At 37.4% G+C, this 26,317-nt stretch carries 20 protein-coding genes and 1 tRNA gene; 9 read left to right on the top strand and 12 right to left on the bottom strand.

Annotated elements, in window-relative coordinates; translation table 11 throughout:
• Positions 1 to 34: 34 nt before the first annotated feature.
• On the bottom strand, positions 35 to 979 hold the full coding sequence (locus QE404_RS04810) for a hypothetical protein (protein ID WP_307447215.1): 945 nt from the start codon (positions 977 to 979) through the stop codon (positions 35 to 37).
• 313 nt (positions 980 to 1,292) lie between these two features.
• Here QE404_RS04810 and QE404_RS04805 point away from each other — a divergent pair, with 313 nt between their 5' ends.
• Entirely contained in the window at positions 1,293 to 3,872 is a 2,580-nt protein-coding gene (locus QE404_RS04805) for a phosphatidylglycerol lysyltransferase domain-containing protein (protein ID WP_307447214.1), read from the top strand.
• Positions 3,869 to 4,567, top strand: a complete 699-nt coding sequence (locus tag QE404_RS04800; protein WP_307447212.1) for an alpha/beta fold hydrolase — start codon at positions 3,869 to 3,871, stop codon at positions 4,565 to 4,567. Before QE404_RS04805 ends, QE404_RS04800 begins: the two co-directional genes overlap by 4 nt.
• Before the next feature lie 72 nt (positions 4,568 to 4,639).
• On the opposite strand, the gene QE404_RS04795 is transcribed toward QE404_RS04800, so the two are convergent.
• Positions 4,640 to 6,442, bottom strand: coding sequence for a hypothetical protein (locus QE404_RS04795; RefSeq protein WP_307447210.1), 1,803 nt, complete (start codon positions 6,440 to 6,442; stop codon positions 4,640 to 4,642).
• Between the two features lie 319 nt (positions 6,443 to 6,761).
• Between QE404_RS04795 and QE404_RS04790 the strand changes: the two genes are divergently transcribed.
• On the top strand, positions 6,762 to 6,932 hold the full coding sequence (locus QE404_RS04790; protein WP_307447208.1) for a lmo0937 family membrane protein: 171 nt from the start codon (positions 6,762 to 6,764) through the stop codon (positions 6,930 to 6,932).
• 137 nt (positions 6,933 to 7,069) lie between these two features.
• Positions 7,070 to 7,681, top strand: a complete 612-nt coding sequence (locus QE404_RS04785) for an alpha-ketoglutarate-dependent dioxygenase AlkB family protein (RefSeq protein WP_307447205.1) — start codon at positions 7,070 to 7,072, stop codon at positions 7,679 to 7,681.
• On the opposite strand, the gene QE404_RS04780 is transcribed toward QE404_RS04785, so the two are convergent.
• Entirely contained in the window at positions 7,676 to 8,140 is a 465-nt protein-coding gene (locus QE404_RS04780; RefSeq protein ID WP_307447202.1) for an NUDIX hydrolase, read from the bottom strand. The genes QE404_RS04785 and QE404_RS04780 overlap by 6 nt on opposite strands.
• Before the next feature lie 160 nt (positions 8,141 to 8,300).
• On the opposite strand from QE404_RS04780, the gene QE404_RS04775 reads away from it, so the two are divergent.
• From QE404_RS04775 to QE404_RS04765, 3 genes are all read left to right on the top strand, one after another.
• Positions 8,301 to 8,918: a hypothetical protein gene (locus QE404_RS04775; protein ID WP_307447200.1), complete on the top strand. Its 618-nt coding sequence runs from the start codon at positions 8,301 to 8,303 to the stop codon at positions 8,916 to 8,918.
• A 142-nt stretch (positions 8,919 to 9,060) separates the two neighbouring features.
• Positions 9,061 to 9,148 (top strand) — tRNA-Ser (locus QE404_RS04770).
• Between the two features lie 136 nt (positions 9,149 to 9,284).
• A complete protein-coding gene (locus QE404_RS04765) occupies positions 9,285 to 9,626 on the top strand; it encodes a tyrosine-type recombinase/integrase (protein WP_373462390.1) in 342 nt (113 codons plus the stop codon).
• A gap of 93 nt (positions 9,627 to 9,719) precedes the next feature.
• Here the strand turns inward: QE404_RS04765 and QE404_RS04760 are convergent, their stop codons facing one another.
• From QE404_RS04760 to QE404_RS04750, 3 genes are all read right to left on the bottom strand, one after another.
• Positions 9,720 to 12,725, bottom strand: coding sequence for a helicase-related protein (locus tag QE404_RS04760; RefSeq protein WP_307453733.1), 3,006 nt, complete (start codon positions 12,723 to 12,725; stop codon positions 9,720 to 9,722).
• Positions 12,722 to 13,078 (bottom strand): hypothetical protein, encoded by a 357-nt coding sequence (locus QE404_RS04755; protein WP_307453731.1) that lies wholly within the window; start codon positions 13,076 to 13,078, stop codon positions 12,722 to 12,724. Before QE404_RS04755 ends, QE404_RS04760 begins: the two co-directional genes overlap by 4 nt.
• Before the next feature lie 234 nt (positions 13,079 to 13,312).
• The gene (locus tag QE404_RS04750; RefSeq protein ID WP_307447195.1) at positions 13,313 to 13,915 is read right to left on the bottom strand and encodes a master DNA invertase Mpi family serine-type recombinase; all 603 of its coding nucleotides are present in this window, start codon (positions 13,913 to 13,915) and stop codon (positions 13,313 to 13,315) included.
• 74 nt (positions 13,916 to 13,989) lie between these two features.
• Between QE404_RS04750 and QE404_RS04745 the strand changes: the two genes are divergently transcribed.
• A complete protein-coding gene (locus tag QE404_RS04745) occupies positions 13,990 to 15,231 on the top strand; it encodes an Eco57I restriction-modification methylase domain-containing protein (protein WP_373463148.1) in 1,242 nt (413 codons plus the stop codon).
• Here the strand turns inward: QE404_RS04745 and QE404_RS04740 are convergent.
• Both QE404_RS04740 and QE404_RS04735 read right to left on the bottom strand, forming a co-directional pair.
• Positions 15,228 to 18,443, bottom strand: coding sequence for an Eco57I restriction-modification methylase domain-containing protein (locus QE404_RS04740; RefSeq protein ID WP_307453727.1), 3,216 nt, complete (start codon positions 18,441 to 18,443; stop codon positions 15,228 to 15,230). The genes QE404_RS04745 and QE404_RS04740 overlap by 4 nt on opposite strands.
• 504 nt (positions 18,444 to 18,947) lie before the next feature.
• A complete protein-coding gene (locus QE404_RS04735) occupies positions 18,948 to 19,367 on the bottom strand; it encodes a hypothetical protein (RefSeq protein WP_307447190.1) in 420 nt (139 codons plus the stop codon).
• 587 nt (positions 19,368 to 19,954) lie between these two features.
• Here QE404_RS04735 and QE404_RS04730 point away from each other — a divergent pair.
• On the top strand, positions 19,955 to 22,693 hold the full coding sequence (locus QE404_RS04730) for a fibronectin type III domain-containing protein (RefSeq protein ID WP_307447187.1): 2,739 nt from the start codon (positions 19,955 to 19,957) through the stop codon (positions 22,691 to 22,693).
• Positions 22,694 to 23,269: 576 nt separating this feature from the next.
• Here QE404_RS04730 and QE404_RS04725 read toward each other — a convergent pair.
• From QE404_RS04725 to QE404_RS04710, 4 genes are all read right to left on the bottom strand, one after another.
• Positions 23,270 to 24,052: a helix-turn-helix domain-containing protein gene (locus QE404_RS04725; protein ID WP_307447184.1), complete on the bottom strand. Its 783-nt coding sequence runs from the start codon at positions 24,050 to 24,052 to the stop codon at positions 23,270 to 23,272.
• A gap of 210 nt (positions 24,053 to 24,262) precedes the next feature.
• Positions 24,263 to 25,027 (bottom strand): SDR family oxidoreductase, encoded by a 765-nt coding sequence (locus tag QE404_RS04720; protein WP_307447181.1) that lies wholly within the window; start codon positions 25,025 to 25,027, stop codon positions 24,263 to 24,265.
• 13 nt (positions 25,028 to 25,040) lie between these two features.
• Positions 25,041 to 25,508: a thioredoxin family protein gene (locus QE404_RS04715; protein ID WP_307447179.1), complete on the bottom strand. Its 468-nt coding sequence runs from the start codon at positions 25,506 to 25,508 to the stop codon at positions 25,041 to 25,043.
• A 10-nt stretch (positions 25,509 to 25,518) separates the two neighbouring features.
• A complete protein-coding gene (locus tag QE404_RS04710) occupies positions 25,519 to 26,208 on the bottom strand; it encodes a peroxiredoxin-like family protein (RefSeq protein ID WP_307447176.1) in 690 nt (229 codons plus the stop codon).
• Positions 26,209 to 26,317 lie beyond the last annotated feature (109 nt).

Genomic DNA, 26,317 nt, shown 5'->3' with positions numbered 1-26,317 from the left:
AGGCAGTCCCATGTATTTTTTCATCTTAATAATATTAATCCTGGATCTGGAAAGTCTGGTTGCCCCAGCATCCTCCGATCGTAGCTTTTACATTATAGCTTTTGAGTGCTTTCCAGTGTTTGTAAATCGTAAAGGAAGCCCTGTTACCGTTATGAATATAATCTGGTCCGAAGTTAAGCGGATTTCCGCTCCAGCTCTGGGTATATCCGCATCTTTGGGTTAAAGTGTAAGATACATAAGGGATAGTTGGATACTGGCTGTAGTCATTCCACCATATCAGCCATTTTTTCTGGGCCCTGGCCTCTGCTTTCACTTCAAAATAAATGCCCGCATGCTGATAAGCCAGCATCTTCCTGGTCCTTTTCCTGCTGCTGCAATAGGTATTCGTGGTGATGTTTTTATACAATGCCCAACGGTCTTTACATAAAACAAGATGGAATAGGTAGCCGATCATCTCCTCCTTGGTACTGAACGGCTTAACGGCACTGTTCGCAGGATCATTGAGAAGGATATGTACGGCATTGGCATTACCGGCATCCACGGCATAGGCTTTTTCCGCAGGCACATCCACACGCACAATATAATCGCCCATTTGTACCAGTTTATCACGGTTCAGGATAAGAGGCAACAGTTCAAAATCTTCGTAGATGGTGTCGTTTATCGCCGGGTCCTGATCGATATCCACGGTATCGGCAGACTTAAATCTGGCATCGAATTCATCGAGGGAACTCCTGAGTGAGGAATAATCGGTATTGGCTATTTTATCGTTCCTGAAATCTGCATCCGATAAAAAGTTATCGTATTCGTCCAAACTCGCGAACTTCAGCATCTTATTGGGGTCAGGTGCTGCTTTCATGGATGATTTGGCCGTATTCTGTGGATTTTCTTTAGCAGGATCTTCGAGGTTCTGCTGACAGCTGTATAGGAACAGCCCTGTCATCAATGCAAAAACTGCATTCATTAATGATGTTTTTTTCATGATAATTAGTTTGTTTATGGTTGATGTATTGTGAAAAAATACATGTATTTAAATGTACACATTATAATAACATCACAACAGGGAGAATTCACATTATAGAAAAATTCATTTAACTCTGTCAAACCGATTGAATAACACAATAAAAGTCAAGACATTACAATCTAAAACCATTCAAATTCAACGTAAATAACTATGGTCAATGACTACTATCGCATCTTACGGAAAAATATTTAACTCATGAAAATTAATCCCGCAGGTCTTGGGATTTTATTTATTTTTATGCCTGCAAATAAGAACAGATAAAAAACTGTACATGAAAAAATTCAAACTGTCGGCAATGTTCAGGCAGATCCGCTGGAAAGAGCTGCTCGCTTTCCTTGTTTTACTGCTTGCCTTTGTCTTCTTCAGAAGTGAACGGCATGAGCTTGCTTCTATTGGGCCGCAGCTTAAAAGTTCCAAAACGGAATGGATACTCGCAGGGATCGTCCTGTCCGTGATCTATATTATTCTACAGGGCCTTATGTATGTTACCAGCTTCCGGAGTGCCGGCCTTGCCCTGAAACTGCCTGAAGCAGTCAGCTTATTCCTGAAGCGCAATTTTCTGAGTGTTTTCCTGCCGGCCGGAGGCGTAAGTTCTCTGGCTTATCTGCCGAGAAACATCAGGACCAAAGGTTACAATACGGCTTCTATTCACCAGGCCAGTGCCGTGTATGGTTTTGTAGGGCTGCTTACCGTTCTGGTTGTTGGCCTGCCGCTGATGGTGTATGCGCTTTTCATCAATAAAAACTTCAGCAGCAGCTGGTCCGGAATTGCGGTGCTTGGTATTTTGGTATTCGCACTGTACGGTATTTTTATCTCATTCCGGAAAAAGAACGCATTGTACCGTTTTACGGAGAGAAAATTTCCCCGGCTGATCCGTTCATCTGAAGAAATCTTCAACAGTGAAATAGACCGGAAAAGTTTCATGATTACCGTATTGATCTCTGTAGGAATAGAATTTTGCGGGGTATTCCACCTGATGATCGCCATGTACGCCTTAAGTACACCGGCATCTTTTTCAGCCGCTGCCATTTCTTATGTGGTGTCCGTTGTACTGATGATTATTTCGCCTTTCCTTAGGGGATTGGGAGCTGTGGAATTTTCTCTGACCTACATTCTGGTTAGCTTCGGATACGAGCATGCAGACGGACTCGGAATTACTCTTTTGTACCGGTTGTTTGAATTCTGGCTTCCCCTGCTGGCCGGTATTGCTGCCTACCTCTGGAGCGGAAGGAAGCTTCTTGCCCGCATGATTCCGGTGGTCATGATTTTTTTTCTCGGCATCATCAATATTCTTTCTGTAATCACACCTGCCCTGGCAGACCGTCTTCACATTATCAAGGGTTACCTGGCTCTGGATGTCATCCACCTTTCCAAGACACTGACGCTGATTGCCGGTGTGCTGCTTCTGGTTACCTCAGCCCATCTGTTTAAAGGTACCCGGAGAGCCTGGTATTTCGCAGTAGCTTTTACGGTGATGTCTATAGTGTTCAACCTGGCAAAAGCCCTGGATTATGAGGAAGCCCTTTTTGCCCTGGCTACCCTGGGACTGCTGATCTACAGCCGAAAAGAATATATCCTCAGGACGAAAAGGATTTCGCTTCAGCGCGGGTTCGGCTGGTTTACGGGAATCTTCGTCGCTATTTTTATTTTTAATTACCTCAGCTTCTATTTTATCAGCAAATCCCATTTCGGAATAGATTTCACCAAAGAGGAAGCTTTTTATTATACCCTCCATACTTTCCTTTTGTTCAGCGATTCCGGACTGGTGGCCCGTACAGGTTTTGCAAGGGACTTCCAGAACCTGAACTTTATCCTGGGTGCCATTTCCTGGCTGATCCTTATTTTTTCCCTGTACAGGAGCAATATACACAAAGGGACGGATGACAATACGGAAAAATATGAGGATGCCGAAGACCTTGTGGAAGAATATGGGGCCTCATCCCTGGATTATTTCAAACTGGCGCAGGATAAGCAGCTGTTCTTTTCCGAAGAGGCAGAAGGATTCGTATCATTCCGGACCGCCAACGGCTTTGCCGTTGTTCTGGAAGAGCCGGTATGTGCCGCAGAAGATAAAGTGACCGTGATTGAAGAATTTGAAAATTACTGCCGGAAGAACAGCCTTAAAACCTGCTATTACCGGGTAGGTGAAGATGGACTCTCCTATTTTCCGTCTTCAGGGAAACAAAAGCTCTTTATCGGCCAGGATGCATTGCTGGATGCTGAAAATTTCAGCCTTTCCGGAAAAGAAAGGAAATCGATCAGGAATGGCGTCAACGGGCTCGAAAAAGCCGGATATACCACAGAAATCAGGTTTGCGCCCCAGGATGATGCCACGATAGACCAGATTCAGGCGGTTTCGGATGAATGGCTGACAGAATCTGACAAGAAGGAAATCGTGTTTGCAGAAGGGATGTTTGACCGTGAAGTGGTCAGAAACCAGGACCTGATCCTTATTCTTGATCCTGAAGGCCGCTGTGTCGCTTTCCTGAATATCATCCCGCACTGTGCGCCGGATGAATGCAGCTATGACATGATCCGTAAGAAGGAGGATACCCCCAACGGAAGCGTTGATGCCTTAATCATCAAGCTCGTTGAGTATGCCCGCGCCAAAGACCTTAAATTTATCAATATGGGAATGACGCCGATGGCCGGAGCCCGCCATCCTGATAATACGGCTGAACAGCTTTTAAAGATTGCCTATGAAAGACTCGGAAGCTTTAAGCATTACCAGAGCCTGAGGAACTTTAAGGAAAAATATGCTGACCTCTGGGAAAATAAATACCTGGTGTATAATAATGACCTGGACCTGCTGCTGCTCCCGGCTGCCTTAAATAAAGTAATGAAACCATGAGCGAAGCATTAAGATTGTCAAGGCTGGGTACTTTTCTTTTTTTAATCTTTATTCTTTCCGGTTGCGGAAAGGGAACGGATTTTAAGGTAACGGAATGGAATGACGACTATGATACCCGTCCCATCATTTTTTACCTGAGCGGCGATGCGGGGTTCAATACCTTTTCCAAAAATCTGGGGAGGGATCTTCACCGTTTCGGCTACGATGTTTTTGCCCTGGATACCAAAGCGTATTTCTGGAGCAAGAAAACACCCGTACAAACCTCTTCAGATGTTGAAAAGTATATTAACAAACAGCTGAGGGGCCGTAAAAATAAAGAGGTCATCATTATTGGGTTTTCCTTCGGTGCAGATATTACCGCATTTGTATACAACCGCTTTACCCCGGACCTGAAAAATAAAATTGACAAGGTATTCATTATCGGGCCTTCCAAAAGCAACGATTTTAAAATCCACCTTACGGAATATTTCGGCGAAGAATTCAAGGGAAGCTTTGAAGTGATCCCGGAAATCAACAAAATGAGGGGTGTACCACTGACGCTGGTGCTGAGCGATTTTGAATTTGCCCATTTTCCGTACCGGGAAATTACGCTCAGTCCAAGGACCTATCAAATGGTACATATCAAAGCAGACCATCATTACGGCGGAAATACGGAAATGCTGGCCGGCTTTATCCATCAGCATATTCCGAAGTAGATTATAAAATGAAATATCTTACAATATAAAAGGTTTCGGCTGCCTCCGGCAGCCGAAACCTTTTTTAGAACACTACTGAGCTTCCGGGATTTCTATCTCAGACAGCATATTCTTATAATCTCTGAGCTGCCTGTTGATAACGTTGATCTCAGTCCAGAAAAAGCCGGTATTGGCAAACATGTCTTCATAATAGGCAATCCCTTCAAACAGATTGTCTCTGAATGTTTTCCATTTTTTCTGCTGAACGCTGCTTATACCATGAGTGCAGGCTGAAACCTCCTTCAGATGCCGGACATACATTTTAAGTTCATTGATAAACATATTGGGGCGATTGCGTACGGAAAGTACGTCACCGTTACCATAGATATGGCGTACCATCTCCGACAGGGAAACTTCTTTATCAAAATAAGCCAGATTAGGGCCAGGGCATACCACTACACCCTGCGGTTCGCCTTTGATTTCCATATCCTGTTCAAGATAAGCGGCATTAACCAATCCCACACACAGGCAAGCTTTCTCGGTGATGGTGTTCTTTTTCTGCTTAAACTGTTCGGGGCTGAGATGAGGTTTCTCTGCATCCAGCTCTGCAAGCCTCATATCCTGGTATTTTTTTGATGCCGTGCAGGTTCCTTCGGGAGAGAATTCCTTGCTGAGGGCCAGCAGTTTTTTCGGGCATGAGCTTCCATACCGGCCTGCTGCACCTCTACGAGTTCTGATGATCTCATTGGAGGTCCCTTTAACGGTATTAAAAAGGACGCCTAATGGCGAAAGGTTGCTGACGTAAAAGTCATTTTCTCCGGACTTTCTAAGCAGTTCCCTGGTTTCACGGTCCACGGAAGTGGCTTCCGGAACCAGCAGGAAGGGTGATCCCCATCCTACGCTGTCTACATGGAACTTTTCAAGCAGGAAGGCGTGTTCTTCGGAAGTTCCTACCCCACCCTGTACCGTAATCTTCATTTCCGGGGGACCGGACAACGCAGGTTTGCCCTTCTGCTCCAAAGCTGCACACATCAGGGAATAGGCGGAACGGATCAGCTCCTGTTTTTTCTGCATGAATTCCTCCATAATGGGTCCCAGCAATAAACCATCGGTCGCAAAAGCATGGCCGCCACAATTGAGTCCGGATTCAATTCTGTATTCCGATACCCAAAGGCCTTTTTTGGCCAGGAAATTCCCCTGGATCATGGCAGACCTGAAATCGCTCACTTTCAGGATAATTTTCTTTTTGATCCGGCCCTGGTCATCCGGAAAGAAATCATCAAATGTTTCTATGTAGCTGTACAGCCTTGGGTTCATCCCCGCAGAAAGTACAACAGAGGCGGATAACCTGCTGTTGGCAAAGCCGCGCAGCGAGGCATGGGCATCATTGTACATGACAGGCAGCTGTTCATGGCCCCTGTAATTGTCCTTGTCCACTTTGGTCATGATATTCACATCGATACTGCCCGGACTCAGGTAAGTTTCAATACTGCGTCTGATGGAAGCAGTGAAATCACCGCTTTGCCCCAGAAAGCTTTGCAGGCTTTTCCTGAGCTCTGAGGTGTTAGGAAGCATTTCTGTAAATTTGTTGAGCACTGCTCTGTTTTTGACCAGGTCTTCTTTAAAGGTACTGAACTTTTCCGTGACGATATCATCTACCATATTCAGGTAATCCGTGATCCTCCTGGCCCGGTAATCGTCTGTTTTCACAGGAATTTCAGCATACTTCAGATTGAATTTTCTGCTGTAAAAATTTTTCATTTTTTCTATAATCTCATCATCGATTATAGAAATGACGGAAGATATTCCGTACTGTGCCACACGGATAGGACTGTCTATCGTGTATGCCAATCCCATGACGGGAATATGGAAATTGTGCAAAGGTTTGTTGATCATTTTTATATTGAATAAAATAATTGTCCTTACCAATTCCCATCAACTATTCACTGCTGCAAAAGTATCGGTTTCCTATGAATTATGCACTAAATAGCATGCGAATTATTCTTAAACCTGCATGAAATCATTATCCCATTTTAAATACTATAAAAATTGTAAAACAAAAAGTCCCCTGAAATCCATTTCAGACCGTAATCTGACAGATTAATGAATAAAAAAATGAAAAAATCTTGTTTGTCAGATACCACATTTTGATGTTGAGCTATAAAAGGCATAAAATATGCTATAAATCTCATATATAACTTTAAATTTTACAGTCATGAGAAGTATTTTATGGTTAGTTGCAGTGATCTGCATCGTCGTTTGGCTTTTAGGAATTTTAGGAATTGTACCGGGTATGGATACAGGATATCTTGTTCACATATTATTGGTCATCGCAATTATTGTAGTCCTTTATAACCTGATTTCAGGCAGAAGGCCGCTTGATTAGCAAACTGCAACTTTTTACAACACCACACCAGTCATTGTATTAATATGTCAATGATTTAAGCAAGAACAATTCATAGTGTTACTCTACTTTAAGTAACACTATGATTTATTTAGAACCTATAATTTCTTTCTACTGCAATGCAACAGCTCAGCCTTTTCAATTCTGACGAATTTTACCGTTTTCCTGACCAACTGCTGGATTATACAGAACATTTTCTATCCAAAGAGGAAGCGGACGGGCTTATCAGGTTACTCATTGATACGGTTCCATGGGAGCAGACTTTGCAGAAAATCAGGGATAAAACTGTGATCACTCCCCGCCTGACCGCCTGGTACGGAGATCCTGAAACCTCTTATCAGATCGGGAAAAAGGCAGTGACCGCCCATCCATGGCTTCCGGAACTCTTGGCCCTGAAAAAACGGATTGAAAACGAAACAGAATTCCGGTTCAATTCTGTACTGCTGAATTTATACCGTGACGGAAATGATTCCGTTGCCTGGCACCGCGATAAGACCCATGCAGCGGAGACTTTGTCCTCTATTGCTTCACTGAGCTTAGGACAGGTAAGAAATTTCGATTTCAGGAAACTGGAGGACCACAGTCAGAAACACTCCATTTCTCTGGCCCATGGATCTCTATTGATTATGAAAGGGAATTTACAGACGGAATGGGAGCATCGCATCGCCAAATCTTCCGAGCTCATGCGTCCCCGCATCAACCTTACCTTCCGTATGATCAGGGAATTATGATTTGTTCATCAGTTCTTCAAGTTCATCAATGAATGCAACCTGCGCAGGATTGATTTTAATCCGGGCCTCTTCCGGAGAAAACCACTCCCATCTGTCAACCTCAGGAATTTCCATCATTTTTCCGGACCTTGGCGGCCACTGGATCTGGATAGTGTTGCTCGACAGTTTGGAGGCTTCCAAATTTCCTTCCACAGCCCAACAATAAACCTTTTTCCCACCTTTTTGCGTTACAGCAGCCAACGGAATATAATTTCCGGTAATCTCCTGGCCGGTCTCTTCTGAAAATTCAGTACGCGCACGTTCCAACGGATCTTCATCCTCCATTATTTCCCCTTTGGGAACTGACCATGCTCCGGCATCCTTATTTTTCCAGAAAGGCCCGCCGGGATGCACCAGGAGGACAGACAGCTGACCTCCGTTTTTTCTGAACAATAAAATACCTGCACTTTTTTTAGCCATAGATCGTATTTTTAAGGCATTGATAACCGGGTTCTGTTTCCGGGATTTCTCCATCCTGTATGAGGAAGCCGCGCCGTCCGTAACAAAGATAAATATTATATTGTGACCCTGCTCATAATCTGCTTTGTCTATTTCCTGTATTTTTAGGGAAACAAACGATATGAAGCCTAAAAAGATAGCCGGTGTTCCACCACAAAAAACGGGAGGCTTCCACGATACGGAAAGCCTGAAAAAGTTCGACAGTCCGGAAAAAGCTGCTGAAAACTTCCATCTGCTGAAAGAGCGGCTCTTTTCCGTTAATGAATGGAAAAGTTACTGCGGCAAAGGTTCGGCAGACTTTCAGCTCTATGATTCCGCCGGCCATCCGGTACAGCGCATTCCTAGAATAAGTGATTTCATCAGGATCAATATTCCCGGCCCCGGAGACCAGGCGGGAAAAGGTTTTGACTGGGTAGAGATCATCCAGATCACCCACCAGAATACTGATCAGAAAGAAAGCATCTTAATCACTTCCAGCCCCTGCAGCAACCCGGAAGAAAATAAAAACTCTTATATCGCCCACTTCTATTCTGAAAAAGCGACTTCCAATTTTCGCATCTCCCATTCAGGGTCTATCCTTAAAGCAGGAATCCATGGCCGTAATGAATCCCCGAATTTCAAGGCAAAGCTGACAGACAAAATCCGTAACCTGATGGTAGCCCTGGTCGGCATCTTCGGATTCTCAAAAATTCAGTGGAAATGCCTGACCGACGGACTGCTGGATTTCGACAGCCATTGATGTCTGCTTCTCCGATTAGTTATAATACCCTAAAAATCAATTGATTTGGATTTAAAAATCTTCGGATGCAAAAATATTTTTGTAATACAATAAATAATCCTATATTTGCACCACTGAAAACGACGGTATCACCGGAGTTTAGGGAGAGTTGGCAGAGTGGTCGATTGCGGCAGTCTTGAAAACTGTTGACTGTAACAGGTCCGGGGGTTCGAATCCCTCACTCTCCGCCAGTTGGGAAACCAAAATAAGTTAAAACGCTGTAAACATTGATGTTTACAGCGTTTTTTGTTTTAACGCAGGTATCAAAAAAAATCAAAATAGGTCACGATTTTTATGACTTATTTTATGTCCTATTTGTAGTTGCCTGTGGCTCAGGAACTGGTTTTAAAATATGAGAACCATCTGCAATGCGTCAATTCAGATGTGCTGTTTCCTGTTTTGAGTAATCAGAAAATGAATTCATATCTGAAAGAAATTGCGAGCTGTCGGCGGGATCAACAAAGATTTGACATTCCATATCACAAGGCATACATTTGCCACTACCGTTACTTATCTAATGGGGTTCCAATTGAAAGTGTGAGTAAAATGCTGGGTCATATGAATATAAAAACGACACAGCATTATGCGAAGATTCTGGATAAGAAAGTGAGTGATAATATGGCGGTTTTAAAGAAAGCTTTAAATAATAAATTTGGAATATCAGATTAGTTGAATTAGCCAATACAAAATCACTTAAGTTCTTCAATTGAATATAATTATCATATTAAGTATTGGCTAAAATTCTAAATAATAATAAATTAATTATAACAATTCTCTCAAATCATTATTCTCAATAGCAATAATTACTTCTTTACTTTTATATTTTGTTCTGGATTCAATATCATCCAAGTAGTTTTCACCCAGATTATGTTTCAGATATGCTATTTCTTCTAAAAAGTAACGAACTGACTTCTTATCATCAGATAATTCCTGAGCGCCAATACGTCTAACACTTTTTGTTGAAAGAGTATGATAATAACGTAGGTCTTTAATCAGCATTTGTATAAAATGAAGATTTTCAAAGTTTAAGTCTTTTAAAATTCTTAGTGATTTTTTGAGATTCGCTTCTGCTTTTTGTTCCAAAGAGATTTCACTTCTACCCATTTTATATTTAGGTTTAAATTCTTTTACTTCATCGTACAAACCCCAAAATACAGACGAAAGTTTTAAAGTCGGTTCGTCGATTGAACACGCTATTTTTACTAAAAGTTCTTCAAAATCAATCTCTCTGACTGTTCTGTTTTCTTCTTTTCCAATAGTCTGAGCAAACAAACTTAGACCTTTACGTCTTAGTACATTTAATTCGTATTCCGGATGTTTTTTAGCGGTTTTAACACGAGGGGGAAGCTGACTAATTTTATCTATGATCTCAGGATGTTTCTTCTGTAAGTCCGCATAAAGGTTTCTTATCTTGGTAATTGTATTTACTTCTCCTTCCTCTTGGGGATTGCTATTAATTTTTGAACCTAATGCAGCTGGTGTAGGCTCTTCGTCCTCATCAAAAATCTTTGCATCTTCTCCTAGAGCATTATGAATTAAAAACATTTTTTGCTGGGCAATTTCTCTTGATTTTACAATATCAGCTCCTTTTAATGAAGGAAAAAAATTAAGAATGAATAATTCATCATAAACTTTGGAACCAATACGATTGATACGTCCTACACGTTGAATAACTCTAGTAGGATTCCATGGAATGTCATAATTGATAATAACACCAGCTCGGTTTAAATTGAATCCTTCAGATAACTTATCGGAGGTTAGCAATATTCTAAAGTGATTTGTTTTTAAACCTTTGTTATATTGTGCATTAAAATCACTATTCAAGTGTTTTGCCAAATCTTTTGAAACCTTTCCATTACAAACTAACACCTCATTTTTGAATTCATTTTTAAACCTTTTCTCAAGGTGAAGAATGGTATCTACATATTCTGAAAACAGAATAATTTTTCTTTCCGGCTCTTTATTTAAAAGAATTTTAATTTTTTTTATAATTTCTTCCTGTTTAGGATCTTTATCAACTAATTTTAAATCTTTCAAACGTGTCTGAATTTGTATAAACAGCTGTATATCCGAATCAATATCATCTAAAAACTCCTGCTTTCTTTGAAAATTGCTAACATCATAAACTTCATTATTCTTAGGTGTTTTACGTTTTAAATCGCCTGCAGCATATTTTTCAAGATTGGCTTCAATATCTTCGATTTCATAATCTTTAATTCTGTCAATAAAAGAACGGTCTAAAATAAATTTTCCTGTTTTATCAATAAAATCTTTCACCAATAAATGTACTTGCAAAAATCGATCTATAGATTTTTCAAAGGAACCAAAAGATGATTCAAAACGTTTTACCAGAATACGACGCATAAAATCATATAGGTTTTTCTGTTGATTATATTGTCGATTTCCAAATTCGTCAAGTTTATCACTCAATATCTTTTCATAGCTAAATGGCTGATAAATAGCTCCCGTAAATGCCCCGTTTTCTGCAAAGTATTTACTAATTATATTATCGTAAAACTCGTCCTGCTCTGCATCCAGATAATAAAATACTTCTTCCGGATCTTTTACAACAGATAAATTACCAACCTCTTTGGAGTATACATAATCTTGCTTTAAATCCAAACGATTTCTTCGTATTACCACAGGGCTTATAATACGTTTGATATCATTTGAAAGACGTTGTGTTTCAACCTTTACTTTTTTAATATCGATTGGTAATTTATCATCGATTAATTGCACGTATAATCTTTCTGCTGCTTCTCTTTTCAAATCGTCGGCAGAGTTCCAATTCTTAAAAATAGTAGATAATTGTTTATATTCATAGTTAAGACGACTGAATTTTCCTGCCAAGTTATCCTCTAATGATATGGTAGATTTCCCTGGGACAATAAATAGCTTTAAAAGAGAGAAAATATCAGCCGGAGAATTATTAAAAGGTGTAGCCGATAAAAGAATTACTTTTTTATTGCGACAAATCATTGATAACGCTTCGTAATCGGAAGTGTCCTGATTACGAAAATAATGTGCTTCATCTACTATAACTACCTCAAAGTCCCTTCCTTCAATATTATCTGCAATACGATCGATAATTCCACGGCTGTAAACCTGCCAGTTATGTAATCCAAATTTTTCTAAATATTCCCACCAACCACTATCTTTTTTTTCAGCATCACCCATTAGACCAGGAGGACAGATAATAATGCCCCTTTTGTTCATCTGCCGAGCAATCATGGAAGCTATGACCGATTTACCCAACCCTACCACATCAGCAATAATACAGCCGTTGTGCTCTTTAATCATTTGGATGGCTTGGTTAACCGCGTCTGATTGGTAACTGAATTTTTTAAGTTCTATCTTATCCAGTAGAGCATCCAAATCTACTTCTTCGTTCTCTTGATTTTGTAGATCCAAATAGGTTTTTATTACCAAACAATAAGCTTCAAAAGGCGTTATAGTTGCAACTTGTGTTTTATTTTTGATAAAGTCAATTAATATAGCTCGATTTTCTAAATGGTCAGTAATAGAAATTGCTCGATCCCATAATTCATTAAAGTATTGGACAGCGTCAGCATAACCATAGTCTTTAATCTCTACATTAAATTCTTCCTGATTATGTAAACCAGAACGTGTGAGATTACTACTGCCGGTGATAAATTGTCCTGGCATACCTTGCTTCTCTGCTTGATCTTCATTGAGATGAAAAAGGTATAACTTTGCGTGATTAGGGTTTTCAGTCTTGCGTATTTCTAACCTACCTTCTTCAATCATTTGCACAAAGAATCCCACACCTGATTGTAAAATTCTTCCGTGTCCATCTCTTCGTTATTTAGTGCAAATCCAAGAGAGACAAGATATTTCTGAAATTCTTCATCCATTGAAGTCTCTTCCTGTTTCTCAGCATATTCAATGATATTCCCAAGGTAATTACAAACTTGCAACCCTACTAATAATTTTAACTTTTGATGTGGATTTTTTTGAAGGTTTAAATAAATATCCGACCAGCCTGAAAAATAGAAATAACCTACTAAGAATTTCAACTCATCACTAATAGAAATCAAAGTATTCAACCTACTCTTTAGAGTCTTTTGCTGTTTATTATTGGTAATAAAATTATTTGCCATTATGTTTATTTTATAAAATTTCATCCCATTTGGATGAACCTCAAATTCAATAATAATTTAGTTGATTAAATTACACCCCTGGTATAATTGCTAAAGTTATTTAAATTTACTCATTAAGTTATCCGTCAATTTTATATTATTTAGATTATGAAAAAAACAATCCTAAAATTTTATCTTGTTATTTTTTCTCACTACTAATAAATTAATTATACGAAAATACTAAATTGATTAATCTTATCCTATTTCGCTTTGACGTTTTACAAAACTACTTACCGTTAGGCGATGCACTCCTAAAATTCTACCAATAGCAGAATAAGATACTTTCCTATCCAATAATTCTTGTATCTTCTTTTCTTGACCCGTTAATTTTGTTTTGGAGGATTTACTACCGACCGGACGACCAAGAATAACACCTTCAGCACGTTTCCTGGCCAGCGCTTCTTTAGTACGTTGTGAAATTAAGTTTCTTTCGATTTCCGCGGATAATCCAAAGGCAAACGCCAAAACTTTGGAATTGATATCACTTCCTAACCGATAATTATCTTTTATAGTCCATACCTGAATGTCACGATTCATACATTCATTGAGTACACCCATAATCATTAAAAGGTTTCTGCCCAAACGGGAAAGTTCCGAACAAATAAGTATGTCGCCAGTTTCCATTTTTTTCAAAATTTTACCCAATTCTCGCTCCTCTACCTTTTTTGTTCCGGAAACGGTTTCATCTATCCATATATCGACAAGCAATGAATTGGATTGACAAAACTGGTTGATTTCAAATCTTTGATTTTCTACATTTTGATGGTCTGTGCTGATTCTGATGTATCCGTAAGTCATTTTTATATTAATTTATACAATTATTATGAACAATAAATGTATAAAAGAAGTTTTAATAACCATTTTTTAATGAAATTAACTCTATAAAATATGGTGGTTTAAATTCTGCAGACGATGGATATTTTGATATTGTGATTGGCAATCCGCCGTATGTAGACTCTGAAACGATGATAAGATCGGGACAAGAAGTTTTTCGTAAATATTTAAAAGAAAACTACAGTTATGCTGAGGGAAATTGGGATTTGTTTATTGTTTTCATTGAGTTGGCAAAGAAACTTACTAAAATAAACAGTATATTCTCTTACATTATTCCTAATAAATTAATTTCCGCCAAATATGGAACTAAGGCGAGAAGCGATTTAAAAAGAAATGATATTATAGAAATTAGAGATTATTCTCGTTTAAACGTATTCACTTCGGCAGATGTTTATCCGGTTACATTCGTCATCAAAAAAAGTAATAATCCGTCTGACATCTCTCCTAAGTTTACTATAATGAATGATATTAAAAGTCCTCAGTTTAGTAATAATATAGGAGATGTAACATTAATTACTGATAACAGTTGGGATATTTGTTTTTATAATACAGATGTCTTTAATCTATTAATGAAATTAAGGACTAATAACAATGTTTTAAAAAATTTAGGTAGTAAGGTATTAGGTGCGGCAACCGTGAATGAAGCCTATTTAATAAAAGATAAATTGAAAGATAGTTCATATCTTCCAACGTCATTTAAGCTTATCAATACGGGTACTATTGATTCATTTATATCACTTTGGGGAATAAAAAAGACACAATATATAAAGGGGCAATACAATACTCCTGTTATAAACAAAGAAGAAGTAAAACTTATTAATGAAACAAGATTTACACAATCATCAAATCCTAAAATAATCATTGCGGGAATGTCATCTACCATAGAGGCTTTCCTCGATGTTAAAGGAGAATATTTAGCGGGAAAATCAACATCAATAATTACGGATACAATAGAAAATTTAAAAGTATATTTAGCAATATTGAACTCCAAAGTAGTCCATTTTTATGTTAATCAAATATATAACTCTTTAAAAATGGCAGGAGGTTATTTGAATATTACGCCTGAAATCATTAAAAACATACCCATTCCTCTTGAATACAAAAATTCAAAACTTATTGATATTGTTAATCTAATAATAAGTAATGATAGTCCGTCATATTATATTGAAGAACTGAATAAAGTGACATTTAAGTTATATAATCTCACTTATGAAGAAGTAAAAATCATAGACGTTGATTTTTCATTATCTAAACAAGAATATAATGAATTTGAAATTTAAGTATTTTCTATAATAGATATTTCCTCACTGGTTAGTTCATACAATTTGTAAACTAATTTATCAATTTTATTTTCTATTTCTGTGGTATCAGATTTTGGATTTTGTTTTTTGGAACTAAGAATTTTTTCTACCAATGATATAATAGGTTGTTGTTTTTCTTTACTTATTGTTGGAATTGGAATTTGCTCTAATTGATATGCATAAATATCTTTATTAAGAAAAGATTTCAAGAAAAGATAATTAATCGTGTTAGAGTTAAGGATTCCTAATATAAATTTTATCAAGAAGTCTTCGTTTCTTATAATTCCAATCCTCAATGTATTCGTACACAGATAATTATTATCATCAAAACAACAAACAAGTCTTTGTTTCAAAGACAGATTCCGTATTCTTTGAATTAATATTTTATTTGATTTATAAATTGAAATATCTTTATAAACAGATTTATTTGTACAATCAAACTCAATAAACCTATTTTTAAATTCTATTGTATATCTTGAAATATCTTTCCCTACTAATAATTTTTGTGCGTTCTGTGTGTTTTCATCACAAATTAAATCAGAATTTGAACCGATTTCAATTCCTCTGGGAAGTTCCATTATTGAAGATAGTAAAGTTTTATCCCTATAAATCTTTTCAATAATTTTAAAATCTTTTTCTGTACAATTAAGTTTAAATTCAAACTGATTTTGCTTTATATTATATTTTTGTTGTTTAATCAAGTCATAATTTCTATTTATAAAATCGTTTTTACAACGACTTATTCTAATAGTATTATTCTCCAAAAAAATCCCTTTTGTTAAAGTAGTTATAGCAACATCGACTTGGGCTGTCTCAAATATTGATTCATCTAAATTAACAATACTTTGGATATTTGTTTTATTTAATAAATATTCTCTTAAAGTTGAAAAATCTTTATTGTTCAAAAATGTGTTAGAAGTAATAAATGATAAAACTCCTTTTAATTTCAAAAAATCAATACTCTTTTCAATAAATAATCCATAAAGATCAAACTGACCAACTGCAGTCTTATAAGTTTTTGAAAATATCAATTTATCTTCTATGGAAATTTTTTTTACACTTACATACGGCGGATTGCCAATCACAATATCAAAATATCCATCGTCTGCAGAATTTAAACCACCGTTTTCTTTCGACAGCCCAAACATCCATTCAGGGTCAAAGAAAGGAGAACTTGCATTTTGGTCATAAGGATTCCATTGTGAAAATTGTATAGCGTCTTCGGGTGCAAACTCATCGTTATCCTGTAAAAGTTTTGAGAGTTCTGCCCTCAATTTTGCATCTTTTTCCCGTAGTTCTTTTTTCTTATAGGCAGATTTAGCATAGAAGTGTTCTTTTCGCACTTCCATTAATTCCTGTTTGGTTTCGTCTATACGAGGGTCAGTAAACAGACTATTTACAAAATCGCCCTCTTTTTTCTTTTTCATTCCAATCAATGTATTCGCTGCCACAAACTTTGTTTCCAGATTAGGCAAAGTCAATACACCATAGTTTTCTACCGGCTTAGACAAATCCATTGCTTCCTGCTCTACAATCAAGGAGATAAAAAAACGCAATTTACTGATTTGCGCCGCAATAGTCTGTATATCAACACCATAAATACATTCTTCAATCAAATGCAGTTTCAAATCGTGGTGCGATGCTTTGTTTTTAGCGTCTAATTTCTCCAAAACCTCAACCATTCGGTTCAGTATTCCCATTGGGAAAGCTCCTGAACCGCAAGCGGGGTCAAGGATTTTTACACAGCGGAGTGTAGCCGCTATTTTTTCACATAAATTGTGGTCATTAACCAAAGATTCCGGTAAATCCTCCTGTTCAAAAAGTTGACGAACGGTTTCCTCATCTAAATCGGATAACACATTATTTAAATAAGCAATTAAAGATTCATCCACCATATAGGCAACAATCTCTTTCGGTGTATAAAAACTACCGGATTGTTTACGTGCCGATTCCTGTGTTTCAGGATTGAAAGCCCCCAAAAGGTTTTCGAAGACGTTTCCCAATAATTCTGGATCTAATGCCACCTGGACTTCATTAGGCACATTTTCTTCAACGGTAAAATTATAGCGCTCTAATAGAGGAATTAAGCCCTCATTCTTATCATCACCAAAGAAAACAGCGTTGGGTATAAATGCCCGGTGCTTGAAATTCCCATTTGGAAATCTCTTATCACTTCTACTAAAGCCATCTAAATGATATTTTATACCGTCTGTGCTTTCTTCTTTATCCAGGCACTCGAAGAGTCCTCCGTTCAAAAACGGAATAGGACGGAATAAATTCAGAACTTCCTCTTCAGAGATTGTAAACATTTCTGCGTAACGATACCTGGTTTTAATATCCCTCTTATCAACTAACTTTGCAAACTCCCTTTCTGTAACAGCTTTGTTTAAAGTCGCAAAGAAGAGGTTTTGTAAAACAGCATTGTAATAACTTCCATCTGCAGTATCTTTAGGATCAAATTCTTTTAAAATCTCGGATAATTTATCTGTTTTAAATAATACATCCGGTACCAAATGTTTTTGTTTAATAAACCATACAAACAGTAATCGTGTAATCAACCTAATCATCTGTTCTTCCAACTTCAAGCGATCATCATCGGATGTTGTGGTATTATTTGGAAACGTGATGCCCACTTCTGGGGTAAGTGTCCACTGATACCATTTAAACAAATCATTGTAGAATTCCTTTGTCAGTTTTTCAACCGAAAATGCCTCCTGAATACTATCCAGATCTTTAAATGTACAATTTCCTATTCTTTGTTTGAAAGTCTTATTTGTATCATCAGGAGTAACAAAGTAAGTAAAGCGTTTCCAGGAAGAATATTTTTCATTAGCTTTTCCGTCCCAATTTCTTCTAATAAAAGAAAATCTAAACTTTCCAGCTTCATCATAAAAAACAAAAATAGCCCCATCCTTAAAATCTTCTTTCAAAACTATTTTTGCAATCTCAAATTGCTTTTTCTTGGAAGAACGTTCCGACAATATTCCATTATATCTACAGGTAAAAACAATGAGTTCATCAGAATTTTTGAATGGTACATTTCCAATTCTAGTTAGTTCAGAAAATTGTTGAAAATCTTTATCCTCTATATAATAATCTAAATCTTCTGTTTCAATTTTAAAAGAAGGAATAGCATTCCTGAAAAAAGCTGCTAATTCTTTTACTGAAAAATGGTTTATAAGTTTATTCATATTTGAGCTCAGATATGTTAGTTTTATTTGATAAAGATAGTAAAATCTTTAATTAGATAACAGAACCACATTTTCATCTTGGACGGAATAAAACTACATTGTAAGCTTCCCAACTTTGTTATCATTTTAAAAGATTGATTGTTTTAATTTTTATTTATATTTTGTAGGACTCACATTTCCTAACTATTCGTGAGGTCTGTTATAATTGTATTCAATCCACTTATATCAATTTCCATATACAGTAGTTCCCTGTTATAGTCATCTACAATATTTAATATTATAAACCTTCTCCCGTCATATAACCGGTCAATCAAGCACAACAGATCAAATCTGTTTATTTGTATAAACAACTCCTACGTGATTTGAATCAGAGACAAAATACACTAAAGCTGATGTGATATCAACATAATTTTGCTTCGGCTAACATCAATGAATTTCCTTTCGTTTTATAAAAGAGTAAGGTAAGCGATAGCATATGGTAAGACTGGTACTGAAGCTATCTTTTCATTTTTCTATAAATACGTTCAATTCTTTTATTTTTAAGCCACCAAAATCTTTTAAACAATGATCACTGTAATCTTCAATTTCTTTTTTAGCTAATAATTTAAAAGCCTCATTGGCCGATGCTTCTTCGGTATCAAAATAAACTGTTATCAATGATGGGGTTTTGTCTCCTGCTCTTTTTTCGAAATAAGTTTCCTGGTCATCAAAGTACAAAATTATAAATGCATGGATATCGGTCATATTCAATTTGTATGATCTTATATAATCATTAAGATCACTAAGCAGTATCTTGAAATCTTTTCCAATATATTTATTTTCAGCAGATCCCACCTTTGCTATTTGATTCTTAACATCAACTTTTGCTTGCGCAAATCCCAGGGTACAACATAGGCAAAAAAATAGGATACTTATACTTTTCATTATTATGTACATGTAGTTTAAGTGTGAATATTTCAATTTTAAAAATTCAAAAGTAGAGCTTTTATAAATGCAGGACAGCAATGTTGTAAAACTTGATGTAAAGTTAAAACTCCTCGGCCTGCCTGCATTTTTCTTACTAAAACTGTTTTTTTAGAACGGGTTTGCAATTACGGGAAGAGTATTTCTCCTTTTTTAAAGATAATAGATCTAACATCCCTACTATCTGCTTTTTAATTGACAGGAAATGGAGCGAGAGGCTGATTCAGATTTTGTTTAAATGTCATATCATATTCTTTGCAGCCTGCTTACCTAAGCCTCTTACAAACAACAGTTTTCAAATTTAACCACAATCCATTATCCTTGAAAATTTAAACAGTTTCTCAAGGATTATGATGACAAGGATGTATTTGCTTTTATTAGATATAGCATCAGGGACAACATCATGTCATAATTGACTTACTGTTAAAGCATAAGCAACACATAGTTCATATTCCGAGCCTACTTTTGCTGAGTCTGATCATAAAAATCTTCCCTAACATATTTCAACTATATAACATTTCATCTATACCTAACTAAAACCAACAATAATGAAGTACATCTCATTTTTCATTTTTTTTATTGTGCAGTGGGCATTCGGCCAAGCCTTGTATCCTTATTTACAGAATCCGACACCAAACTCAATGATCGTCAATTGGAAAACGTCGTCAAATAACGAAACCACGGTACTTTATGGAACTAGTCCAACCAATCTGAATGTTACCTTTACCGGAACGACAAACATCTTTTCGGATACCGGGTATAACAATAATTATTATTATCATACCGCAAAAATTGCCAATCTACAGCCTAATACCAAATATTACTATAAAATTAAAACCGGCACCAGTGAGTCTGCCGTGTATAATTTCAAAACGCTTCCATTGCCAGGACAAGCGGCTACTGCAAACGGAAAAATCCGATTTTTCATAATGGGAGACAATCAGATAAAAGCGGAACCAAGATATGATACGCTGACCCTGAATGCTTATAAAAAATTAAAAGAAAAATTTGGAGCATCTTCAGATCCCTCAGACAATATCGCCTTAACATTTATGGTCGGTGATCAGGTAGATGTTGGAACGCTGGATCATTATGAAAATGTTCATTTTAAAAAGAATATTAAATTGTCACCTTATATTCCGATCCAGACCACTGTAGGAAATCATGAAACCTATGGCAGCCTGGGGATGAATGCATATAATGCCCACTTTTACACGGACGAAGTTAAATATCAGGGGATTGCTTCCGGAAGTAAAAATTATTATGCGCAACAGGCAGGCAATGTTCTATTTATAAGCCTGAATACCGAAAAGACGGAACCCGCTCAAATGGCATGGCTCCAGCAGGTTTTAACTGCAGCCAACAACGATTCTACAGTCGCCTGGATTATTTCTCTGGCACATAGGCCATACCAGGCTGAGCAATATGTAGGTGATATTTCAACCTGGGTAAGAAATACGGCGGTTCCTCTAATGGCAACTTCCTCCAAATATCTAATGCATATAGGAGCACATCATCACTTATACCACAGAGGCCAACTCAAAAACTCACCTACCTATCAGCTTATCTCAGGTGGGGTTGCCTGGGACCAATATTGGGGAATGTCAACAGAGCAGGATTTTGACGATGTCCAAAAGACATTGACAGACTGGACCTATCAGATTGTGGAAGTTGATGTACCTGGTGGTAAGGTTGATGTAGAGTCCTACTCGATTGGAGGAGTATATCATAAGAAAAATAATGAATTGATCGATAGTTTCCACAGGTATAAAAATATGCCTAAGCCTGCGAAGCCATCCATCTCAAATACCTTTACAGGTCCAGTTACCCTACCTTTAACCCTTAACGGAAGTGCTTTCTCTTCAGCGAATGGAGAGCTGCTGAATACAACACAGTTCTTAATCAGTAAAGTCGCCGATTTTTCTGTTGTAGACAAAGAAATATACCGCGACTTTGAAAACTGGTTCGGAAAAGATGGAAACGGTACACCGGATATTACAAAGAACCAAAATGCTAATGTCGACATTACCAAAGCAACCATTGCGGGGAATTCCATAACCAACGGAAATTACTATGTTAAAGTTCGGTATAGGGATAGAAATCTGGAATGGAGTGACTGGAGTGACGTTAAGCAGTTTACTGTGACTGGAAGTGTAGTTTCAAATCCTTCTTTCACACTTAACAAAACCGAATATCTGCAAAATGAACCGATCATTGCCACTTATACAGACGGTCCTGGAAATAATCAGGATTGGGTCGGAATATACAAAAAAGGGCAAAACCCCTCCTCAACCACTTCTCAGGCGTATATTTATACTAATGGCCAGACAGCCGGAACAGCTGCTTTCACAAATGGTATCGCTGCTAAAGGCCAATACTTCGCAGGTTATTTTGCAAACAATGGTTACACGGATATTGCACCGAAGAAAAATTTCTATGTTGGGCCGAAAGTACAGCTTCAGACTACAGCAGATACCTATCCGATAGGCGGAACAGTAATTGTAAATTTCAGTAATGGTCCGAATCTTACTAAAGACTGGATTGGTATTTATAAAATGGGACAGACTCCCGGTAGCATTGGTGCTTCAAAATGGAGCTATGTGACTACTGAAGCAGGAACACTTAATTTTACCGGACTATCAAAAGGTTACTATTATGCACAGTATTTTCTGGAAGACGGATATACTCCCATTGGCGAAAAGGTCTTCTTTAAAGTAGGAAATCTTATTACTGAGCTTCTGACCAATAAACCAGTATATACATTGGGGGAAAACATTACTGCTTCTTGGACAGATTCCCCGGGAATCGTTAAAGACTGGATCGGGATTTATCCTCAAAATATTTCGATTCCGGATGATAATTTTGTTTCATACACCTATTTCGGCGGAATAACTGAAGGTACAAAAACAATCAGCGGTTCTGCCCTACCGGCGACACCTGGAAATTACTACATGGTAATGTTCACCAACGATTCTTATACGGAAGTTTCAAACAGAGTTCAGTTTCAGGTAACGGGAGCAACATTAGGAACCGGAGAAGCAAAAAGCACTGAAAAAAATGTGGTTTTGTATCCTAATCCTGCGAAACCCGGCGAGCCAACTTTCATCAAAAGTGATTATCCCATTGAAAAGATTGAGTTACTATCAGCCAATGGAGATATGCTCTACGAGTCTAAGAACATTAACAACCAAAAATTTTCGTTAGTGAATGAAAATCTTCCACAAGGCGTTTATTTTGTAAAGGTCTACTCCAGAAAATTATTCACTTTGAAATTAATTATTAAATAGTATAAGCTTCAAATTACATAGTATACCCACTGATAATATTCTAATCCTCACTGTTTCAATAATAGTGGGGATTTTTAAATGACCTCTACCCTTTTTTCCATGATCTGAAAATAGTATTGATAGTAAAAACAGCTGCATTTGAAATTTTCTTTATCAAATGAGTTTCCCAGGAAGGTTCATAATGCCCAAATTATTTGATATATGCTTTGGATTAGCAGCGGATGACGATCTGTTTGTATTTCTGAATAAACTTTAAATCAATGCTTATCGTCCATTCTAACGATGGTTGAGTCTACCCCAGGCTCCGCAGCTTTACCGTATAGAATCTCTCTTGAGCGTGGAAAAAGCTTCAAAGCCTGTAATTTTTGAATTGCAGGTTTTTCTTTTTTATTAAAAGATTCGCCAAAATTTCCAAAATCGCTGATAATCTTTATGGCACGTTCTTGCCGAAGTTTTGAGTAATTTATAAATAGATCTTAAAACATCCATATCGGAAGACTGATCAGGCAAGCCGTTACAGAGCGCGAGATAAAAATATCCCGCACCTGTAATTTTTTATATCATATGCAGATCATTTTATTCCTCCGTTTTATTTTTTTGAAGGTTCATTTCTTTAAATTCGGAGATACTTAATCCGACATGGAGCTTAAAGAAACGACTAAAATGCGCAGGACTTTCAAAACCGATCTCATATGCAATTTCCTTTGCCGATTTATCAGTATAGTGTAGGTATCTTTTAGCTTCCAGTATTATTCTGGCCTGAATGATTTTGGATGGAGAAGGCTGGCCCAGGATGGCAAAAATATTACTCAATGTCTTAGCAGATTTATTAAGTTGTTCCGCATAATATTTTACCCCGTGCTCGGTCTTAAAATTCTCCTCTATAAGCAAAGAAAATTTGCGAACAATGTCCATTTTTTCATCCGGGAACTTCTGGTAGCTTTCGCTTTGAAATTTAGCGGCTCTTGTCGTTTTTATAATAAGGTATTTCAATAATGTTCTCAGCATCTCTCCCTGAAAATTATCTTTTGAAGGCCATTCCAAAGTGAACATCTTTTGCAGCTGTTCCATTTCTTCAATTTCCGATGGGCTGAGTTGAATAAACATTGGATGCTCAATACCATAAAATAAGAACCCCACACAGCCTACCTCTGCATCATGGTCTACAATACAGTAAAATTCTCTGTTAAATTGCCAGGCTACAAGGCGGTCCGGTTGTTCAAATACAAAATTCTGGTTGGCAACCAATGGCAAAATAGAACCCGCCGGCATTGTATATTTGATTTCATCAATCAATACCCATTGTTCATCACCTCTATTGTAAACAAAAGTATTTATCGGCTTGGTTGGCTTTAGCAAACCGTCGCCTTTTAACCGGTGACAATTAACATGCATTAAAAACTTTGCGAGAATATTATCCTTATATTCCTTTACCATTGTGTATCATTTGTATTTAACATCTTTCCTTTCAGATTTATTAGACTGATAACTTTTCCATGTATTAGAAAAGAAGTCAAAATCTGCTGATTTTATAGATGGCAACAGAAAAGCATTCAGTTAGCGTTAAATTTACAAAATTGCCGCCGTTGCGCCACCATCTACAACAATATTTTGCCCATTTACAAAAGATGCCTTATCCATTGACAGGAAAGCTATTACCGCTGCTATTTCTTTATCCTCCGCTACCCTTTTTAATGGTGTTCGATCGATTATTTTTTTTAATTTTTCCTCGTTTGATAAAACACGCTCTGTTGCAGGTGTCATGGTAAACCAGGGGGATACCGTATTTACTCTTATATGGTCAGCTGCCCATTCATTGGCTAAATTTCGCCCTAATTGAATTAATCCTCCTTTGGACATTCCATAAGGAGCTCCGGTGCGGGCATCCATGATACCCGCTACTGAAGCAACATTAATCACCACGCCCAACTTGGCCTTTTTTAAGTAGGGATGCAATAACATAGCTAATTCAAATGGAGCAATCAGGTTTATTTCCAGCAACTGCCTGTATTCACGCTCTTGGTATTCCATCGTTGGTTTCCGGATATTAATACCCGCATTATTTACCAAAACATCCAGAGATTTCCAGTTTTTCCCAATCCACTCGGTGATTTTATGGCGATGGTCGCTGCTGGTAACATCCGCCATTATTCCGCTCACTTCTAATCCCATCTCCTGTAACTCCTTTTCTACAAGGTTCACGGATTCCTGATCCCTTCCGGTAAATAATACCTGTGCTCCTAAGTCTGCTAACTCTATTACCGTAGCCTTTCCTATTCCTTTGGTTCCTCCGGTAACGAGAATCCGTTTATTGTTCAGATTCCAATGGCTCATTTGTATTTACTTTTTATATTTTTGCCATTGATTGTTTTCCAATCTCAATGAGTTTCTTTCCTTCTACAAATCCTATCTGCTTCATAACCAGTTTACCGTCAGGGGTGAAAAACAACAGTGCAGGATAAGAATTTACATCCCATTTTTGGGCTAATGTCAAACCTTCACCTTTCTCCATATCAACAGTTACATTAATGAAGTTTTTATTAAAGAAAGTAGCGACTTCCTTTTCTTTAAAAGTATGTGATTTCAGCAGTTTACACGGCCCGCACCAAGTGGTATACGCATCCACAAATACATACTTTTTATTCTTTTTAGCCATTGCTGCAATATCCTTCCACGTACCATCGGAGAACTTAATTTCTTTAGCAGTAGTCTCCATTTTCTTATTGGGCATCTGCTGTGCTATACCCGTATTTCCTAAAGCAGTCAATAAGAAGAATGCAAGGACGAGCGGTATGATTGATTTTAAACTTTTCATTTTTTTGATTTTATAAATCGTTGATAATAGTTTCAGCAACTACCTTAAGTAATTGCGGCTTTAGCCTTTGGGTAAAATCAGGATTGATGTATTCAAAATTGATTTTACCTTTACGATCGAGAATAAAAACAGACGGTACCGGTAAAAGTAAATCTTTGTTTTTACCCCCACTTGACTTCGGGAGCAGGTCCCAATATGACTTTGGAGCCTTAAAAGCAATTCCGAACTTTTTAGCCAGAGACACATCAGCATCTGAGAGTAAAGTATACGTTAAATTTTCTTTTTGTACAGAGGCCATTAATCCGTCCGGCTTATCTGTACTAACGGCAAGCAGTTGATAACCCGTTTTGTTCAAATCTTCAGCTATACCTTCCAAACCGGCCAATTGCTTCGAGCAGTAAGGACACCAGCCACCACGGTAAAAAATCAGAATAGTTGGTTTTTCCGAAACCAATGTATTGAGGTCAATCATTTTCCCAGTCTGGTCTGCTAACGTAGCCATAGGTATTTTTTCACCCACCAGTAATGGACTTATATCCTCTGCCTTCTGAGGAATCATAGAGGTGCCCATTTCCACGTGCTCCATTTTCATATCCTTCTGCATAGACCTCTTTTTTTCTTGCGCATTGACTGTTTGTCCTACTATTAAGAAGAACAGACATCCCATTAGGACACTGATTTTTTGTCTGATCTTTTTCATTTGATTGCTTTTTTTAAACTGATTTTGCAATTGGGAAATCGATAGGAACCTGAGTTACGGCATTCTAAGTATTTTCTGAGTATGCTGTGACGTTGTATGAATTAGGGAC

This window comes from Chryseobacterium camelliae (genome assembly GCF_030818575.1).
In the GTDB taxonomy this organism is placed as follows: Bacteria; Bacteroidota; Bacteroidia; order Flavobacteriales; family Weeksellaceae; genus Chryseobacterium; species Chryseobacterium camelliae_A.
The sequence above is the reverse complement of the archived record's forward strand: the minus strand, read 5'-3'. Positions and strand labels throughout refer to the sequence as shown.

Excerpts from the sequence above, each read along its gene's own strand:
- QE404_RS04810 (WP_307447215.1), bottom strand. The coding sequence starts at position 979 with ATGAAAAAAACATCATTAATGAATGCAGTTTTTGCATTGATGACAGGG.
- QE404_RS04805 (WP_307447214.1), top strand. The coding sequence starts at position 1,293 with ATGAAAAAATTCAAACTGTCGGCAATGTTCAGGCAGATCCGCTGGAAA.
- QE404_RS04800 (WP_307447212.1), top strand. The coding sequence starts at position 3,869 with ATGAGCGAAGCATTAAGATTGTCAAGGCTGGGTACTTTTCTTTTTTTA.
- QE404_RS04795 (WP_307447210.1), bottom strand. The coding sequence starts at position 6,442 with ATGATCAACAAACCTTTGCACAATTTCCATATTCCCGTCATGGGATTG.
- QE404_RS04790 (WP_307447208.1), top strand. The coding sequence starts at position 6,762 with ATGAGAAGTATTTTATGGTTAGTTGCAGTGATCTGCATCGTCGTTTGG.
- QE404_RS04785 (WP_307447205.1), top strand. The coding sequence starts at position 7,070 with ATGCAACAGCTCAGCCTTTTCAATTCTGACGAATTTTACCGTTTTCCT.
- QE404_RS04780 (WP_307447202.1), bottom strand. The coding sequence starts at position 8,140 with ATGGCTAAAAAAAGTGCAGGTATTTTATTGTTCAGAAAAAACGGAGGT.
- QE404_RS04775 (WP_307447200.1), top strand. The coding sequence starts at position 8,301 with ATGAAGCCTAAAAAGATAGCCGGTGTTCCACCACAAAAAACGGGAGGC.
- QE404_RS04760 (WP_307453733.1), bottom strand. The coding sequence starts at position 12,725 with ATGATTGAAGAAGGTAGGTTAGAAATACGCAAGACTGAAAACCCTAAT.
- QE404_RS04755 (WP_307453731.1), bottom strand. The coding sequence starts at position 13,078 with ATGGCAAATAATTTTATTACCAATAATAAACAGCAAAAGACTCTAAAG.
- QE404_RS04750 (WP_307447195.1), bottom strand. The coding sequence starts at position 13,915 with ATGACTTACGGATACATCAGAATCAGCACAGACCATCAAAATGTAGAA.
- QE404_RS04740 (WP_307453727.1), bottom strand. The coding sequence starts at position 18,443 with ATGAATAAACTTATAAACCATTTTTCAGTAAAAGAATTAGCAGCTTTT.
- QE404_RS04735 (WP_307447190.1), bottom strand. The coding sequence starts at position 19,367 with ATGAAAAGTATAAGTATCCTATTTTTTTGCCTATGTTGTACCCTGGGA.
- QE404_RS04730 (WP_307447187.1), top strand. The coding sequence starts at position 19,955 with ATGAAGTACATCTCATTTTTCATTTTTTTTATTGTGCAGTGGGCATTC.
- QE404_RS04720 (WP_307447181.1), bottom strand. The coding sequence starts at position 25,027 with ATGAGCCATTGGAATCTGAACAATAAACGGATTCTCGTTACCGGAGGA.
- QE404_RS04715 (WP_307447179.1), bottom strand. The coding sequence starts at position 25,508 with ATGAAAAGTTTAAAATCAATCATACCGCTCGTCCTTGCATTCTTCTTA.
- QE404_RS04710 (WP_307447176.1), bottom strand. The coding sequence starts at position 26,208 with ATGAAAAAGATCAGACAAAAAATCAGTGTCCTAATGGGATGTCTGTTC.